Annotated in this window: 29 protein-coding genes; all 29 read right to left on the bottom strand. The window is 65.3% G+C overall.

All coding sequences use genetic code 11. From position 1 onward, the window contains the following. Nucleotides 1-44: 44 nt before the first annotated feature. Nucleotides 45-272, bottom strand: a complete 228-nt coding sequence (locus ENSA5_RS27615) for a DUF3820 family protein (protein WP_106394686.1) — start codon at nucleotides 270-272, stop codon at nucleotides 45-47. 328 nt (nucleotides 273-600) lie between these two features. Further along, nucleotides 601-1050, bottom strand: a complete 450-nt coding sequence (gene rplQ / locus ENSA5_RS27610) for a 50S ribosomal protein L17 (RefSeq protein ID WP_106394685.1) — start codon at nucleotides 1048-1050, stop codon at nucleotides 601-603. A gap of 6 nt (nucleotides 1051-1056) precedes the next feature. Next, nucleotides 1057-2067 (bottom strand): DNA-directed RNA polymerase subunit alpha, encoded by a 1011-nt coding sequence (locus ENSA5_RS27605; RefSeq protein ID WP_106394684.1) that lies wholly within the window; start codon nucleotides 2065-2067, stop codon nucleotides 1057-1059. Nucleotides 2068-2080: 13 nt separating this feature from the next. Then, on the bottom strand, nucleotides 2081-2710 hold the full coding sequence (gene rpsD / locus ENSA5_RS27600) for a 30S ribosomal protein S4 (RefSeq protein WP_106394683.1): 630 nt from the start codon (nucleotides 2708-2710) through the stop codon (nucleotides 2081-2083). A 3-nt stretch (nucleotides 2711-2713) separates the two neighbouring features. After that, nucleotides 2714-3097, bottom strand: coding sequence for a 30S ribosomal protein S11 (rpsK, locus tag ENSA5_RS27595; protein ID WP_106394682.1), 384 nt, complete (start codon nucleotides 3095-3097; stop codon nucleotides 2714-2716). A 13-nt stretch (nucleotides 3098-3110) separates the two neighbouring features. Continuing rightward, nucleotides 3111-3482, bottom strand: a complete 372-nt coding sequence (gene rpsM, locus ENSA5_RS27590) for a 30S ribosomal protein S13 (RefSeq protein ID WP_106394681.1) — start codon at nucleotides 3480-3482, stop codon at nucleotides 3111-3113. Between the two features lies 1 nt (nucleotide 3483). After that, entirely contained in the window at nucleotides 3484-3597 is a 114-nt protein-coding gene (gene rpmJ / locus ENSA5_RS27585) for a 50S ribosomal protein L36 (protein WP_106394680.1), read from the bottom strand. A gap of 46 nt (nucleotides 3598-3643) precedes the next feature. Continuing rightward, entirely contained in the window at nucleotides 3644-3853 is a 210-nt protein-coding gene (locus ENSA5_RS27580; RefSeq protein WP_106394679.1) for a hypothetical protein, read from the bottom strand. Nucleotides 3854-4100: 247 nt separating this feature from the next. Beyond that, nucleotides 4101-5414: a preprotein translocase subunit SecY gene (gene secY / locus ENSA5_RS27575; protein WP_106394678.1), complete on the bottom strand. Its 1314-nt coding sequence runs from the start codon at nucleotides 5412-5414 to the stop codon at nucleotides 4101-4103. Nucleotides 5415-5602: 188 nt separating this feature from the next. Next, nucleotides 5603-6076, bottom strand: a complete 474-nt coding sequence (rplO, locus tag ENSA5_RS27570) for a 50S ribosomal protein L15 (protein ID WP_106394677.1) — start codon at nucleotides 6074-6076, stop codon at nucleotides 5603-5605. A gap of 32 nt (nucleotides 6077-6108) precedes the next feature. Beyond that, a complete protein-coding gene (gene rpmD / locus ENSA5_RS27565) occupies nucleotides 6109-6315 on the bottom strand; it encodes a 50S ribosomal protein L30 (protein WP_106394676.1) in 207 nt (68 codons plus the stop codon). Between the two features lies 1 nt (nucleotide 6316). Next, nucleotides 6317-6817 (bottom strand): 30S ribosomal protein S5, encoded by a 501-nt coding sequence (gene rpsE / locus ENSA5_RS27560; protein ID WP_106394675.1) that lies wholly within the window; start codon nucleotides 6815-6817, stop codon nucleotides 6317-6319. Nucleotides 6818-6826: 9 nt separating this feature from the next. After that, a complete protein-coding gene (gene rplR / locus ENSA5_RS27555; protein WP_219906875.1) occupies nucleotides 6827-7228 on the bottom strand; it encodes a 50S ribosomal protein L18 in 402 nt (133 codons plus the stop codon). Nucleotides 7229-7314: 86 nt separating this feature from the next. Then, entirely contained in the window at nucleotides 7315-7857 is a 543-nt protein-coding gene (gene rplF, locus ENSA5_RS27550) for a 50S ribosomal protein L6 (protein ID WP_106394673.1), read from the bottom strand. A gap of 35 nt (nucleotides 7858-7892) precedes the next feature. Beyond that, nucleotides 7893-8288: a 30S ribosomal protein S8 gene (gene rpsH / locus ENSA5_RS27545; RefSeq protein WP_106394672.1), complete on the bottom strand. Its 396-nt coding sequence runs from the start codon at nucleotides 8286-8288 to the stop codon at nucleotides 7893-7895. An 11-nt stretch (nucleotides 8289-8299) separates the two neighbouring features. Further along, entirely contained in the window at nucleotides 8300-8842 is a 543-nt protein-coding gene (gene rplE, locus ENSA5_RS27540) for a 50S ribosomal protein L5 (RefSeq protein ID WP_181198205.1), read from the bottom strand. Nucleotides 8843-8957: 115 nt separating this feature from the next. After that, nucleotides 8958-9275, bottom strand: coding sequence for a 50S ribosomal protein L24 (gene rplX, locus ENSA5_RS27535; RefSeq protein ID WP_106394670.1), 318 nt, complete (start codon nucleotides 9273-9275; stop codon nucleotides 8958-8960). Further along, nucleotides 9275-9643, bottom strand: coding sequence for a 50S ribosomal protein L14 (rplN, locus tag ENSA5_RS27530; RefSeq protein WP_106394669.1), 369 nt, complete (start codon nucleotides 9641-9643; stop codon nucleotides 9275-9277). The genes rplX and rplN overlap by 1 nt, the downstream gene beginning before the upstream one ends. Nucleotides 9644-9647: 4 nt before the next feature. Further along, nucleotides 9648-9923 carry a 30S ribosomal protein S17 gene (rpsQ, locus tag ENSA5_RS27525; RefSeq protein WP_106394668.1) on the bottom strand — a complete coding sequence of 92 codons (276 nt, stop codon included), beginning with the start codon at nucleotides 9921-9923 and terminating at the stop codon, nucleotides 9648-9650. Between the two features lie 11 nt (nucleotides 9924-9934). Then, nucleotides 9935-10153: a 50S ribosomal protein L29 gene (gene rpmC / locus ENSA5_RS27520; protein ID WP_106394667.1), complete on the bottom strand. Its 219-nt coding sequence runs from the start codon at nucleotides 10151-10153 to the stop codon at nucleotides 9935-9937. A gap of 14 nt (nucleotides 10154-10167) precedes the next feature. Next, a complete protein-coding gene (rplP, locus tag ENSA5_RS27515) occupies nucleotides 10168-10584 on the bottom strand; it encodes a 50S ribosomal protein L16 (protein WP_106394666.1) in 417 nt (138 codons plus the stop codon). 45 nt (nucleotides 10585-10629) lie between these two features. Next, nucleotides 10630-11307, bottom strand: a complete 678-nt coding sequence (rpsC, locus tag ENSA5_RS27510; protein ID WP_106394665.1) for a 30S ribosomal protein S3 — start codon at nucleotides 11305-11307, stop codon at nucleotides 10630-10632. A 36-nt stretch (nucleotides 11308-11343) separates the two neighbouring features. Next, entirely contained in the window at nucleotides 11344-11682 is a 339-nt protein-coding gene (rplV, locus tag ENSA5_RS27505; protein ID WP_106394664.1) for a 50S ribosomal protein L22, read from the bottom strand. A 2-nt stretch (nucleotides 11683-11684) separates the two neighbouring features. After that, nucleotides 11685-11960, bottom strand: a complete 276-nt coding sequence (rpsS, locus tag ENSA5_RS27500; protein WP_106394663.1) for a 30S ribosomal protein S19 — start codon at nucleotides 11958-11960, stop codon at nucleotides 11685-11687. Nucleotides 11961-11963: 3 nt separating this feature from the next. Next, nucleotides 11964-12788 (bottom strand): 50S ribosomal protein L2, encoded by an 825-nt coding sequence (rplB, locus tag ENSA5_RS27495; RefSeq protein WP_106394662.1) that lies wholly within the window; start codon nucleotides 12786-12788, stop codon nucleotides 11964-11966. Between the two features lie 3 nt (nucleotides 12789-12791). After that, the gene (rplW, locus tag ENSA5_RS27490; protein ID WP_106394661.1) at nucleotides 12792-13079 is read right to left on the bottom strand and encodes a 50S ribosomal protein L23; all 288 of its coding nucleotides are present in this window, start codon (nucleotides 13077-13079) and stop codon (nucleotides 12792-12794) included. Further along, a complete protein-coding gene (gene rplD / locus ENSA5_RS27485; RefSeq protein WP_106394660.1) occupies nucleotides 13079-13738 on the bottom strand; it encodes a 50S ribosomal protein L4 in 660 nt (219 codons plus the stop codon). The genes rplW and rplD overlap by 1 nt, the downstream gene beginning before the upstream one ends. A 7-nt stretch (nucleotides 13739-13745) precedes the next feature. After that, nucleotides 13746-14051 carry a 30S ribosomal protein S10 gene (gene rpsJ / locus ENSA5_RS27480; RefSeq protein WP_106394659.1) on the bottom strand — a complete coding sequence of 102 codons (306 nt, stop codon included), beginning with the start codon at nucleotides 14049-14051 and terminating at the stop codon, nucleotides 13746-13748. Nucleotides 14052-14081: 30 nt separating this feature from the next. Continuing rightward, on the bottom strand, nucleotides 14082-14207 hold a 126-nt coding region (locus tag ENSA5_RS27475; RefSeq protein WP_506737592.1), incomplete at its 5' end, for an EF-Tu C-terminal domain-related protein.

Below are 14207 nucleotides of genomic sequence, written 5' to 3'. Positions count from 1 at the left end.
GATACGGTCGCGAGATCAGAGGTCGAATTTTCAACGAAAACAGCTCAGCGCCGCAGCGGCCTCATCAGATGCTCCAGCCCGTTGTGCTTGATCTCGAGGGTCAAGGCCATCGCCTCCCCGAGCTTGCCCTGAGGAAAGCCCTTCTGCGCGAACCAGACCAGGTAGGGCTGGGGCAGGTCCATGAGCACGACGCCCTCGTACTTGCCAAAAGGCATCCGCCAGCGGACCAGCTCGAGCAGACGCTCGGGATCGGGGCTCGGCAGCTCCGGCATCGACCGAGCATCGCACAAAAGCCCCGCTCCGGAGCAGGGTCGGCCCCCGCAAAGAGCAGAGCCCAAGAAGGCTGGAGGAGCTCCGAGTTTGGGGTAGCGCCGTGCGAAGAGCACCTGCGACGCGGAGGCGAGCGACCTCGTCGCAGTCCACCGAGAGCCTTGTGCTCCAGACGGTGTGCTCCAGACGGAGAGCCGACGCCCCCAAGGGCCACGACACGGCCTCATCGACGAGCTCGAGGCTGCCCGCCACGAACAAAACGAGCCCACGTCCAAGACGCGGGCTCGTGCAATCGGCGCCGAGTTCGGGCGCCGAGTTCAGCTGGCGAGATCAGGCGATGGTGTCGCCGGCGCCTTCGGCCTCGGGGATCTTCCGATCCACGAGCTCGATGATCGCGGTCTCGGCCGCGTCACCCTTGCGCCGTCCAAGCCGGATCACGCGGGTGTAGCCGCCCGGCCGCTTGCGCGCGCGCGGGGCGATGTCTTCGAACAGCTTGTGGAGGATCTCGCGGTCCTGCACGGTCTTGCCCGCGTGGGCCATGGCGTGGGCGTAGCGAGCCTGCTCGTCGCGGGTCCGCTCGTCCTTGGGCTTGTCGAGCAGATCGCCGAGGCGCACGCCGACGGAGATCGTCCGCTCGACGTGACCACGCAGCTCCTTGGCCTTGGCCGCGGTCGTGGTGATGCGCTCGTGACGGAGCAGCGAGGTGACCATGTTGCGGAACATGGCCTTGCGGTGGGCGGAATTACGACCGAGCTTGCGGCCGGATTTCTGGTGACGCATGAGTCCTCACTCCTCGCGGGCAGGCGGAGGGCCCTGCCAGCCTTCGATCTTCATACCGAGAGACAGCCCCATCTGCGCAAGGATCTCTTTGATCTCCTTGAGGGACTTGCGGCCGAAGTTCTTGGTCTTGAGCATCTCGGCCTCGGTGCGCTGCACGAGGTCGCCGATGTAGTGGATGTTGGCGTTCTGAAGGCAGTTGGCCGAGCGAACCGAGAGCTCGAGTTCGTCGACGGAGCGCCACAGGATGTCGTTGAGCTTGTCCTGCTCGGACTGCGTCGGCGCCTGGGTCTCCTCGATCTCCTCGTGATTGATGAAGATCGACAGCTGCTCCTTGAGGATCTTGGCCGCGTAGGCGACCGCGTCGTCGGGCCGGACCGAGCCGTCGGTCCAGACCTGCAAGCTGAGCTTGTCGTAGTCGGTCTGATGGCCGACGCGGGCGTTGGTCACGCGGTAGTTGACCTTGCGGATCGGCGAGAACAGCGAGTCGATCGGGACCATGCCGATCGGCATGCCCTCGGTCTTGTTCTGGTCGGCCGTCGCGTAGCCGCGGCCCATCGCGCAGGTCATCTCCATGTGGAGGCGGCCGCCCTTGCTCAGGGTTGCGATGTGCTGGCTCGGGTCGAGCACGTGGACGCCGCTCGGCGCCTGGATGTCGGCCGCGGTCACGGGGCCCTCACCGGTCTTGTCGACCAGCAGGGTCCGCGGCGTGGCGTCGTCCATGCTCAGGCGCAGGGCCTTGACGTTGAGGATGATGTCCGTGACGTCTTCGACGACCGCGGGGATCGAGGTGAACTCGTGGAGCGCCCCCTCAATTCGCACGGTCGTGATCGCGGCGCCCTGGAGGCTGCTGAGCAGCACCCGGCGCAGGCTGTTCCCGAGCGTGATGCCGTAGCCCCGCTCGAGCGGCTCGCACGTGAACTTGCCGTAAGCCTCCGTCAACGAGTCACCGTCGACGTCGAGCTTCTTGGGCCGAATCAGATCCCGCCAGTTGCGGGCGATGGTGTTGTAGTCCTGCATGCAGTCCCCCCCCTTACTTGCTGTAGAGCTCGACGATCAGCTGCTCGTCAATGTCAGCTGCGACGTCAGAGCGCTGCGGCACGTTCTTGATCTTGGCCTTGTAGTTGTCGCGGTCGATCTCGATCCACTGCGGCAGCGGTGACCGATCGAGCTTGGCCAGCGACTCGTTGATCTTGGCGATCTTGCGGCTCTTCTCGCGGACCAGGAGCTCGTCGCCCTCACGCACGAGGTAGCTCGGGATGTTGACCCGCTGGCCGTTGACGGTGAAGTGGCCGTGACGCACGAGCTGACGGGCCTCGGCGTGGCTGCTGGCGAAGCCGCAGCGGACCGCGACGTTGTCGAGGCGGCGCTCGAGCAGGCTCAGCAGGTTCTCACCGGTGATGCCCTTCATGCGCGCGGCCTTGAAGTAGTAGCCGCGGAACTGCTTCTCGAGCAGCCCGTACATGCGCTTGACCTTTTGCTTCTCACGAAGCTGGTGGCCGTAGTCGCTCGGTCGGCGGCGCCGCCCCTGGCCGTGCTGGCCGGGCGGGTACTGACGACGGTCGTAGGCGCACTTCTCCGAGAAGCAGCGATCGCCCTTGAGGAACAGTTTTTGGTCCTCGCGCCGGCACAGCCGGCAGACAGGTCCGATGTAACGTGCCATGGGTCAGACCCTCCTCCGCTTGGGTGGACGACAGCCGTTGTGGGGGATCGGCGTCACGTCCTTGATGGAGGTGACCCGAAGGCCCGCCGACTGAATCGCTCGCAGCGCCGACTCGCGCCCGGCGCCAGGGCCGGACACTCGGATCGCCACGGTTTGCATGCCGTGATCCTGGGCCGCGCGCGCGGCCTGATCGGCGGCGAGCTGGGCGGCGAAGGGCGTCGACTTGCGCGAGCCCCGAAAGCCACGGATCCCCGACGAGGCCCACGAGATCGCGTTGCCGTTGACGTCGGTGATCGTCACCAGGGTGTTGTTGAAGGTTGAACGGATGTGAACGATCCCGGTCGAGATGTTCTTTTTGACTTTTTTGCGTCCGCGCGGTGATGCCATCGGAATTACCTCGTCACTTCTTCTTCATGGCAACCTGGCCCCGCTTGGGGCCCTTGCGGGTGCGCGCGTTGGTGTGGGTCCGCTGGCCACGGACAGGCAGGCTGCGACGATGACGGAGACCGCGGTAGCAGCCGAGATCCATCAGCCGCTTGATCTTGGTCTGGACCTCGCGGCGGAGGTCACCCTCGACCTTGCAGTCTGACTCGATCACGCGACGGATCGCGTTGAGCTGCTCGTCGTTGAGGTCGTCCGTGCGGATCGACTGGCCGACACCGGCCTTCTCGAGGATCCGACGCGCGGTCGAGTTGCCGACGCCGTAGATGTAGGTCAGCGCGATGACGACCCGCTTGTTGCGAGGGAGGTCGACTCCGGAAATACGTGCCATGTCAGCCCTGCCTCTGCTTGTGTTTGGGGTTGTCGCAGATGACCCGAACGACGCCTCGTCGCTTGATCACCTTGCACTTGTCACAGATCTTCTTGACGCTTGATCGTACTTTCATTTCTTGCTCCGCCGGTGCGTGGACCCAAAGTCGAGAGAGCTCGCCGTCAGCGAGCGAGACCGAGAATCACGCCGCGGCCCGGATCGAGGCTGGCCTTGCGGACCAGCACACGTTGCCCCGTCCGAACGGGAACCCCCAGGCGCTTGCACTCCTCCGAAGGACCCGCGACGAGCTGGCCTTCGGTGGTCTCGAGACGAAACAGTTGCTGGGGCAACTCAGCGACGACCGTCGCCTCGAACGTGGGGGTGGTGAACATGGAAAAGTTAAAAAACCCCAGGGCTTCTGGGGGCGGTGGAGGATGCCACCGGGGGTGGGGGGTGTCCACCTTCATGCCAAGGGAGAACGCGAGAATTTTCACGGGTTTGAGGGCGGCGTTCCTGGCGCCTCTTTGGCTCGAGCCCGAGAGTGGAGGCCGAGAGCGGAGGCCGAGAGTGGGGCCCAGCTACGACGAAGCAGGCGCACGGGGTGTGCGCCTGCCTTGTCGTAGCGGATCCCCGCGCGCTCTACTTGCGGCCGCGGATCCGGGGACCCTTGGGCCCGGCGAAGCCCTCGTAGCTGCGCGTGACCAGGTGGCTCTCGATCTGCTGGGCCAGGTCGAGCGCGACGCCGACGACGATCAGCAAGGACGTTCCGCCGTAGTAGAAGGGCACGTTGAAGTCCTTCTGGAGGAAGACCGGGAGCACGCAGACCGCGGAGATGTACCAGGCGCCCGCGAAGGTCAGGCGAGTGAGGATGAACTCGATGTACTCGGCGGTGCGCTTACCGGGGCGGATGCCCGGGATCGAGGCGTTTTGCTTCTTCAGGTTGTCGGCCAGATCCACCGGGTTGAACTGGATCTGGGTGTAGAAGTAGCAAAAGAAGATGCACAGGGCGACGTAGACCGTGAGGTACAGCCAGTTGCCGTAGTCGAAGGCGGCGGCGAAGCGCTGGAGCAGCGGGTTGCCCGTCATGCCCGCGATCTGCGCCGGGAACATGATGATCGAGGAGGCGAAGATCGGCGGGATGACGCCGGCGTTGTTGATGCGCAGCGGCAGATAATTCTGGCTGCCGCCGAACATCTTCCGGCCGACCACGCGCTTGGCGTAGATCACCGGGATTCGCCGCTGGCCGCGCTCCATGATGACCACGAAGGCGATCACGGCGAGCACCACGATCAAGAGGATCGCCAGGGGCAGCGGTCCGAAGTTCTCGGGGTCGTCGATCGCCTTTTGGTAGAGCTGGTACGAGCCCGCGGGGAGGTCGGCGATGATGCCGGCGAAGATGATCAGCGAGATGCCGTTGCCGATCCCGCGCTCGGTGATCTGCTCGCCGAGCCACATCAAGAAGCAGGTGCCGGCTGTCAGCGACAGCATCGTCATCAGCTTGAAGGGCAGGCCGACCTCGAGGACCAGCATCTGACCAGGCGTATTTTGGCTCTCGAGCCAGCTGGCCATGAAGTAGCCCTGGACGACCGCCAGGCCGACGGTGCCGTAGCGGCTGTACTGGTTGATCTTGCGCCGGCCGGACTCGCCCTCTTTTTGCAGCTGCTCGATCTTGGGGATGACCACGGTCATCAGCTGCATGATGATGCTCGCGCTGATGTAGGGCATGATGCCCAGCGCGAACACCGAGAGGTTCGACAGCGCGCCTCCCGAGAACATGTTGAAGTAGCCGAGGAAGCCGCCGGTCTGCTGCGAGACCAGACGCGACATCACGTTGCGATCGACGCCGGGCACGGCGACGAACACACCGAAGCGGTACACCGCCAACATCGCGAGCGTGAACAACACGCGACGCCGGAGCTCCGGCAGCTTGAAGATGTTGATGATGACGCCCATGGTGGCTTGCTGGCTTGGTCGGCGAGTCTGTCGGGGACAGACGCGGGGACAGTCTGCCGATCAACTCGGCTCATCTGACGCCCGGTTGGAAGCGACGCCCGTATTTACAGCATCGGGCGAGCGCATGCAGCGCACACGTTCGCCCGAGCCCAGATACCGGAGCCAGAAACCGGAGCTGGGGATTGGGTCTAGGCCTCGGCGGCGTCGGCGTCGGCCGTCTTGGTGACGAGCTCGATGGTTCCGCCAGCGCCCTCGATCTTGGTTCGGGCGCTCGCGCTCACGCGATGCACGCGGATCGTGAGCTTCTTGGTCAGCTCACCGTCGCCGAGCACCTTGATCCGCTGGGCCTTCTTGGGGACCAGGCCGCGCTCGTGGAGCAGCTCGGGGGTGACGATGGCGCCGTCCTCGAGGGTGTCGAGGCGCTCGACGTTGACGCCGTAGACCTCGACCCGGTGGATGTTGACGAAGCCACGCTTGGGGACGCGCCGGTGGATCGGCAGCTGGCCGCCCTCGAAACCGGGCGCGACCGTGTTGCGCTTGCGCGTGCCCTTGGAGCCGCGACCGGCGGTCTTGCCGTTGCCGGACCCGGGCCCGCGGCCGACCCGCTTCTTGCGCTTGCGCGCGCCGGCGGGGGGCTTGAGGGTGTGCAGTTCAGTACCCATGTCGATCTCTCTTTTCTCGGACGAGCCCCGACTCAGGCTGCCCCGTCGGCCGCATGGTCAGCGGGGGCCACAGTGACGAGGTGCTGGACCTTGCGGATCATCCCGCGGATCGCCCTCGTGTCTTCGAGGATCACCGAATGGTTGAGGCGCCGCAGGCCGAGGCCGCGGACGGTATCTTTTTGCTTCTGCGTCCGATCGATCGGACTGCGGACGAGCGTGACCTTGAGCTTGAGCGCCATCTCAGGCCTCCATCAACTGGGCGACGGTCATGCCGCGTCGACGGGCGACCTGCTCGGGGCTGCGAAGCTCCCGAAGCGCGGTGACCGTGGCGTGGATGACGTTGAGCGGGTTATTGGTCCCGATGCACTTGGTCAGGACGTCGTGGATGCCAGCGCACTCGACGACGGCACGAACGGCGCCACCGGCGATCACGCCAGTACCGGGCGAGGCCGGGACCAGCAGGACCTCGCCAGCGCCGAAGTGGCCGACGATCCGGTGAGGGATCGTGGTGCCCTGGAGCGGGACCTGGAACATGCTCTTGCGAGCGATCTCGTTGGCCTTGCGGATGGCCTCGGGGACCTCCCGAGCCTTGCCGTAGCCGTAGCCGACCCAGCCGTTCTCGTTGCCGACTACAACCAGGGCAGAGAACGCGAAGCGGCGTCCACCCTTGACCACCTTGGCCACGCGGTTGATGTCGACGACGCGGTCGACGAGATCTCCGAGCGATTCGACGTCAATCATGAGCTTCTCTCAAAAGTCGAGACCGGCCGCGCGGGCCGCTTCGGCGAGGGCGCGCACGCGCCCGTGATAGAGGTAACCGTTGCGGTCGAACACGACCTTCTTGATGCCCTTGTCGAGGCAGGCCTTGGCGACCGCCGCACCGACGACCCGCGCGCGGCGAATCTTGGTGCTGTCGGCCGCGCCCTCGCCCTCGCCCTCGGGCGCAGGCGCTGCGAGATCGCTCGCAAGGCCCTTGGCGAGGTCGGACACGAGCAACAGCGAACGTGAGTCGGTGTCGTCGATGACCTGCGCGTAGATGTGCTTGTTGCTGCGGTAGACCGACAGCCGGGGACGCTCCTGCGTCCCGGAGATCCGCTTGCGAATGCTCTTCTTGCGACGCGCGCGCGCTTCGTTCTTGTCTTTCTTCGCCATGATCTCGTCTCTGTTCTTGCCGTCTCCCTGACTCGGGCCGAAGCCCCGACGCCCTCGCTACGCGCGGGCCCTCAGGTCTTGGGAGACTATTTCTTACCGCGAGCCTTGCCCTCTTTGCGGATGATGCGCTCGCCGAGGTAGCGAACGCCCTTGCCCTTGTAGGGCTCCGGCGGACGGTAGCGGCGGATGTCAGCGGCGACCGAGCCGAGCAGGGCCTTGTCGGCCGACATCAGGTGGAGCTTGTTGTCCTTGTCGACCTCGGCGGTCACGCCCTCGGGCAGCGGATAGCTGACGGGGTGCGAGAAGCCCAGGGTCAGGTCGATGTTCTTGCCCTTGACGATGGCGCGGTAGCCGACGCCGATGATCTCGAGGGTCTTCTTGAAGCCCACCGAGCAGCCGACGACCATGTTGTTGGTCATCGCGCGGGACATGCCGTGGAGGGCACGAACGCTGCGCTGGTCATTGGGGCGCTTGAAGCTGATGACCTCGCCGTCGACCGCGAAGCTGATCGGCTCGGGCACATCGAAGCTGAGCGAGCCCTTGGGCCCCTCGACCGCGATGGTCTGACCCTCGGTCTTGATCTTGACCCCCTTGGGGATCTGGATGGGTGCGTTGCCGATGCGTGACATGCTTGGCCTATCTTCCTGGTCGTGTGTGGCTCAGCTCACCACACGCTGCACACGAGCTCGCCGCCGATTCCGGCTCGACGAGCGGCGCGGTCGGTCATCATGCCACGAGGCGTGCTGACGACCATGATGCCGAGGCCGTTGCGGACCTGCGGGATGTCTTTACTGCCAGCGTAGCGGCGCTGACCGGGCCGACTGACCCGAGCGATGCCCTCGATGGCGGGTTGGTCACCGACCCAGCGCAGCTGGATCGAGATGCTGCCTTGGCGGTCGTCGTCGTGCCACTCGAAGCCCTCGATGTAGCCCTCTTGCTGGAGGATCTCGGCGATGCGGCGCTTGGACTTGGAGCCGGGGATGTTGACGGTGCGATGGCCCGCCCGCAGTGCGTTGCGGATGCGGGTCAGCATGTCGGCGATGGGATCGGTCATGGACATGGTGCGCGCTCCTACTGCCGAAAAGGCATCCCCAAGTGCTTGAGCAGGGCTCGGCCTTCGTCGTCGTTATTGGCCGAGGTGTGGATGCAGACGTTCATGCCGGGCACTTCGTTGAGCTTCTCGATGTCGACCTCGGGGAAGACCAAGATCTCCTTGATCCCGAGGGTGTAGTTGCCGCGGCCGTCGAAGGCCTTGCGGCTGACCCCACGAAAGTCGCGGGTACGCGGGAGCGCGACCAGCAGCAAGCGGTCGAGGAACTCCCACATCTGCGTTCGCCGCAGGGTGACCATCGCGCCGATCTTCATGCCTTCGCGGAGCTTGAAGCCAGCGATCGACTTCTTGGCTCGGGTCACGACCGGCCGCTGACCGGTGATGTTGCCGAGGCACTCGAAGGACTGCTCGAGCAGCTTGGGCTGCTTGATCGCCTCGCCGAGGCCGATGTTGAGCACGATCTTCTGGACCCGCGGGACCGTCAGTCGGTTCTTGTAGCCGAACTCCTCGACCAGCGCCGGGACCGCCTTGGTCTCGTAGCGCTCGAGGATTTGCGACCGCATGCCACCGCGGTCGACCGCGGCGTTGCGAACCTGAGGAAATTTGAAGGCGTATCCCGCCTCCGGCTTCTTTTTGGGGGTCGGTGCCCCACCCTTCGCCTTGGCCATGTCTAGAACCTCAGCTGTCGATCTGTTCGCCGGATTTGGTGGCCACGCGGACCTTGCGTCCGCCCTCGAGGGTCGAAATACGGACCCGGGTCGGCTCACCAGTTTGGGGATCGGCGATCATGACGTTGGAGATGTGAATCGGTGCTTCACGACGCTCGATACCGCCGCGTTGATTTTGCCGGGTTGGCTTGACGTGCTTGGTGACGATGTTGACCCCGGCGACCAGCACCCGCGACTTGGCGGGGAGCACCCGCAGGACCTTGCCGCGCGCGCCCTTGGACTTTCCGGCGATGACGACGACCTCGTCGTCTTTGCGAATCTTCTGCATCAGAGCACCTCCGGGGCGAGGCTGACGATCCTCAGGAATCGCTTCCAGCGCAACTCGCGGGCGACCGGCCCGAAGATGCGGGTACCGATCGGGTTGCGATCGGCGCCGATCAGGACCGCGCTGTTGGTGTCGAAGCGGATCAGGCTGCCGTCGTGGCGACGCATGCCCTTTTTGGTCCGCACGATCACGGCCTTCATGACCTGGCCCTTCTTGATCTTGGAGTTGGGCAGGCTCTCGCGGACCGAGACCACGATGATGTCACCGATGCCGGCGTAGCGCCGCTTGCTGCCGCCGAGCACCTTGATGCAGCGGAGCTTACGGGCGCCGGAGTTGTCGGCGACATCCACGATTGATTCGACCTGGATCATCGCTCTACCTGATGCCCCTCTCGAGGACCGCCTGGACGGCCCAGCGCTTGTCTTTGGACCGCGGCCGCGCCTCAATGATCCGGACCTTGTCGCCGACCTTGGCCTCGTTGGCCTCGTCGTGGGCTTTGTACCGGGTCCGCTCCTGGATGTACTTCTTGTAGCGCGGGTGGCGGTAGCGACGGGTGACCTGGACGACGACGGTCTTGTCCATCTTGTCCGACACAACCTCGCCGAGCAGGGTTCGGCGCCGAGACTTGCTTACTGTTTGCGTTTCGCTCATGGCGGCACCTGTCAATCCGCGCTGGCGGGTGCGGACGCCTGTCCGCTCGCGCGCTGGTGTAAAATGGTCTTGATCCGAGCGATGTCCCGGCGGATGCGCGGAAACTCGGAGGTGTTGGTCGATCGGCTAGCCGCGCGAGCGACCTGCAGCTTGACGAGTCGATCGCGCAGCTGGGTCTCGAGCTCGCTGAGCTCGTCGTCGGTCTTGTCTCGTAGTTCGGAGGGCTTCATGTCGGTCACGCTCCTCAGACCACGCGTTCGCGCTTCACGAACCGGGTCTTGATCGGCAGCTTGTGGTGGGCGAGCAGGAAGGCCTCGCGGGCGAGCTCCTCTTCGATGCCCTCGATCTCGTAGAGCATGCGGCCGGGGCGGACGACGGCGACCCAGTACTCCGGGCCACCCTTACCCTTACCCATGCGGGTCTCGGCCGGCTTCTTGGAGATCGGCTTGTCGGGGTAGACCCGAATGTAGAGCTTGCCGCCACGCTTGACCTTGCGGTTGATGGCGATACGGGCGGCCTCGATCTGGCGAGCCGTCAGCCAGCCGCACTGCAAGGCCTGGAGGCCAAAGTCGCCATAGGACACCTGGGTGCCGCCCTTGGCTTTACCCCTCATCCGGCCCTTGTGGACCTTGCGATACCTGACTCGAGATGGCGAAAGCATGATGACCTCTGAAAGAGCTTGAGGGCTGAGAAGAGAGACGCGCGCTCAGCCGCGCTTGTTGGCCGGACGGGGGAAGCGGGGGTCGACGCCGGTCATGTGACCGTAGACTTCGCCCTTGAAGATCCAGCACTTGATGCCGATGCGGCCGGCCGAGGTCCGAGCCTCGTGGAAGCCGTAGTCGATGTCAGCGCGGAGGGTGTGAAGCGGGACGCGGCCCTGGAGGTACCACTCGCGGCGACCCATCTCGGCGCCGCCGAGGCGGCCAGCGGCGTTGACGCGGATGCCCTTGGCCCCGAACTTCATCGCGGTCTGGACGGCGCGCTTGAGCGCGCGGCGGAACGCGATCCGGCGCTCGAGCTGCTGGCCGATGTTCTCGGCCACGAGCTGGGCGTTGACCTCGGCCTTGCGGACCTCTTGGATGTTCAAGAACACCTTCGAGTCGGTCATCTTCTGGACCTCGCGGCGGATCTTCTCGACCTCCGCGCCGCGCTTGCCGATGATGATCCCGGGCCGCGCGGAGAAGATGTTGATCTTGACCTTGTTGGCGGCGCGCTCGATCGTGATCTCGGAGATCGAGGCCGAGTGCAGCTTGCGCTTGAGGAAGTTGCGCAGGCGCAGGTCCTCGTGGAGCCACTGGCGGTAGCGGCCTTCCTCGAACCACCGTGAGTTCCAGGTCTTGACGATGCCGAGGCGAAAGCCGATTGGATGAGTCTTTTGGCCCATAACTGTCTAATTCCTGCGAGGGGAGGGTCTGGGCACTCAGGCTTCGGCGGCCGGTGTGACCTCAATGGTGACGTGACTGGATTTCTTCTGGACCTTGGTTCCGCGGCCCTGGGCGCGGGGGCGCCAGCGCTTGAGCGTGGCGGCCTGGTCGACCGTGACCTTGGAGATGACCAGGCTCTCGACGTCTTCGTCGCCCTGATCCTCGGCGTTGGCGACCGCGGACACGATGAGCTTGAAGAACTCGCGGGCGCCGGCCTTGTTCATGAAGCGCAGCGAGTTGATCGCCGTGCCGACGTCCTGGCCGCGCACGAGGTTGGCGATGATCCGGGCCTTGCGCGGGGCGAGGCGGACGTTGCGAAGCTTGGCGACGGCCATGACTAGCGCCTGCCCCTCTTGTCGGCCGCGTGACCCTTGAAGGTGCGGGTCGGCGCGAACTCGCCGAACTTGTGGCCAACCATGTTCTCCGTCACGTAGATGGGGATGAACTTGTTGCCGTTGTGGACCATGACGTTGGCCCCGACGAACTCGGGCAGGATCGTCGAGCGGCGCGACCAGGTCTTGACCGGCTTGCGTCCGCCGGACCCGAGCGCCTCCGTGATCTTGTTGTAGAGGCTCTGGTCGACGAAGGGACCCTTTTTAATTGAACGCGGCATGACTTACTTCTTCCTCCGCGAGACGATGTACACGTCGGTGCGCTTGTTGTGCCGAGTTCGGTAGCCCTTGGTCGGCTTGCCCCAGGGGGTGGTCGGGTGACGGCCGCCGGAGGTCCGGCCCTCGCCGCCGCCCATCGGGTGATCGACGGGGTTCATGACCACGCCGCGGTTGTGCGGACGGCGACCGAGCCAGCGGGTGCGCCCGGCCTTGCCGATGTGCACGTTGCCCTGCTCGCCGTTGCTGAGGGTCCCGACGGTCGCGCGGCACTTGACGTGGACGCGGCGGACCTCGCCGGACGGGAGGCGGATCTGGGTCCAGCTGCCCTCGCGGGCCATCAGCCGGGCCCCGACGCCAGCCGAGCGGACGAGCTGGCCGCCGCGGCCGATCTTGATCTCGAGGTTGTGGATGATCGTACCGACGGGGATCGCCGACAGCGGCATGCTGTTGCCGGGCTTGATGTCGGCGGTCGCCGAGCTGATGACGGTGTCACCGACGCTCAGGCCCTCGGGCGCGAGGATGTAGCGCTTGTCGCCGTTGGCGAAGTGGATCAGCGCGATGTAGGTGGTGCGGTTGGGATCGTACTCGATCGTCGCAACCTTACCGGGCACGCCGTAGTTGTCGCGGCGGAAGTCGATCTTGCGATAGAGCCGCTTGTGACCGCCACCGCGGAAGCGCGAGGTGATGCGCCCGTAGTTGTTGCGGCCGGCCTTGGAGTGCTTGTTCGAGACCAGCTTCTTGAACGGCTTCTTGGCCGTGAGCTGGACCTTGTCCGTGGACGTCATGCCACGACGGCCAGGGGATGTCGGCTTGTACTTCTTGATGCCCATCGCTCAGTCCTCGCCGTAGTAGTCGATCGAGTCGCCAGGGTGGAGCGTGACCATGGCTTTTTTCCACTGCCGGGTCTTGCCAGAGAAGCGGCCAACGCGACGGATGTCGCCGCGCATGACCATGGTTCGGACCTTGTCGACGCGCACGCCGAACACGATCTCGACCGCCTTACCGATCTCGATCTTGTTGGCCTGGCGGTGGACCTCGAAGGTGTACTGGTTGTGCTCCGCCTCGAGCTCGGCGCTCTTCTCGCTCAGGATCGGGCGGATGATGATTTGCTGGGGCGTCATCACGCAGCTCCTTGCTCGGCCGCCGCCGGCTGGTCGCTGCCGAGGAGCCGGGCCTCGACCTCGCGCAGCGCGGTCTCGGAGATCAGCAGCCTCGGGTAGCGGAGGATGTCGTAGACGTTGAGACCCTCGGGCACGATGTGCTGGGCCGTCGGCAGGTTGCTCGAGCTGCGCTGCAGCGACACGTTGGCCGCGCCGTCGACGAGCAAGGCCTTGCGGGCGTCGAGCTTGGTCAGCGCGGCGACGAGGTTGCGGGTCTTGCCCTGGGCGACCTCGAAGTCACGGATGACGGTGAGCTTGCCCTCGGACGCGCGCAGGCTCAGGGCCGAGCGCAGGGCCCCCGCGCGAGCCTTCTTGTTCATGCTGAACTCGTAGCTGCGCGGGCGCGGTCCGTGGACCTGGCCGCCGCCGCGGAACACGTTGACGCGCGGAGCGCCGTGGCGCGCACGACCGGTGCCCTTTTGGCGGAACATCTTGGCGTGGGTGCCGCGAATCTCGCTGCGTTCCTTGGTCTTGGCCGTGCCGGCCCGAGCCTTGGCACGCTGCCAGCGAACGACCTCCCACAGGAGGTGCTCCTTGACCTCGGTCGCGAACACCTCGTCGGCGACGTCGATGCTTGCGACGTCGTTGCCTTCTAGGTCTTTGACGTTGAGCTTGGCCATGGCTGCCTCAGGTCTTGATCTCGACGTCGACGCCGGCGGACAGGTCGAGCTTCATCAGCGCGTCTAGGGTCTGCTGATTGGGCTCGAGGATGTCGAGCAACCGCTTGTGCGTGCGGATCTCGAACTGCTCGCGCGACTTCTTGTCGATGAAAGGTCCACGCAGGACCGTGTACTTGTTGATCTTGGTCGGGAGCGGGATCGGACCCACGACCTGGGCCCCGGCCCGCCGCGCGGTCTCGGAGATCTCCGTCGCCGACTGCTCGAGCAGCTTGTGGTCGTAGGCCTTGAGGGTGATGCGAAGCTTGTTGGCCACGGTGAAATCTCCTGGGTCGGTCCAGTCCGGCTATTCGATGATCTTGGCGACGACGCCAGCGCCGACGGTACGCCCGCCCTCGCGGATCGCAAACTTCGACCCAACCTCGCACGCGATCGTCTTGTGCAGGGTCACCTTGAAGCTCACGTTGTCCCC

The organism is Enhygromyxa salina (genome assembly GCF_002994615.1).
Taxonomy (GTDB): Bacteria; Myxococcota_A; Polyangia; order Nannocystales; family Nannocystaceae; genus Plesiocystis; species Plesiocystis salina_A.
The sequence above is the reverse complement of the archived record's forward strand: the minus strand, read 5'-3'. Positions and strand labels throughout refer to the sequence as shown.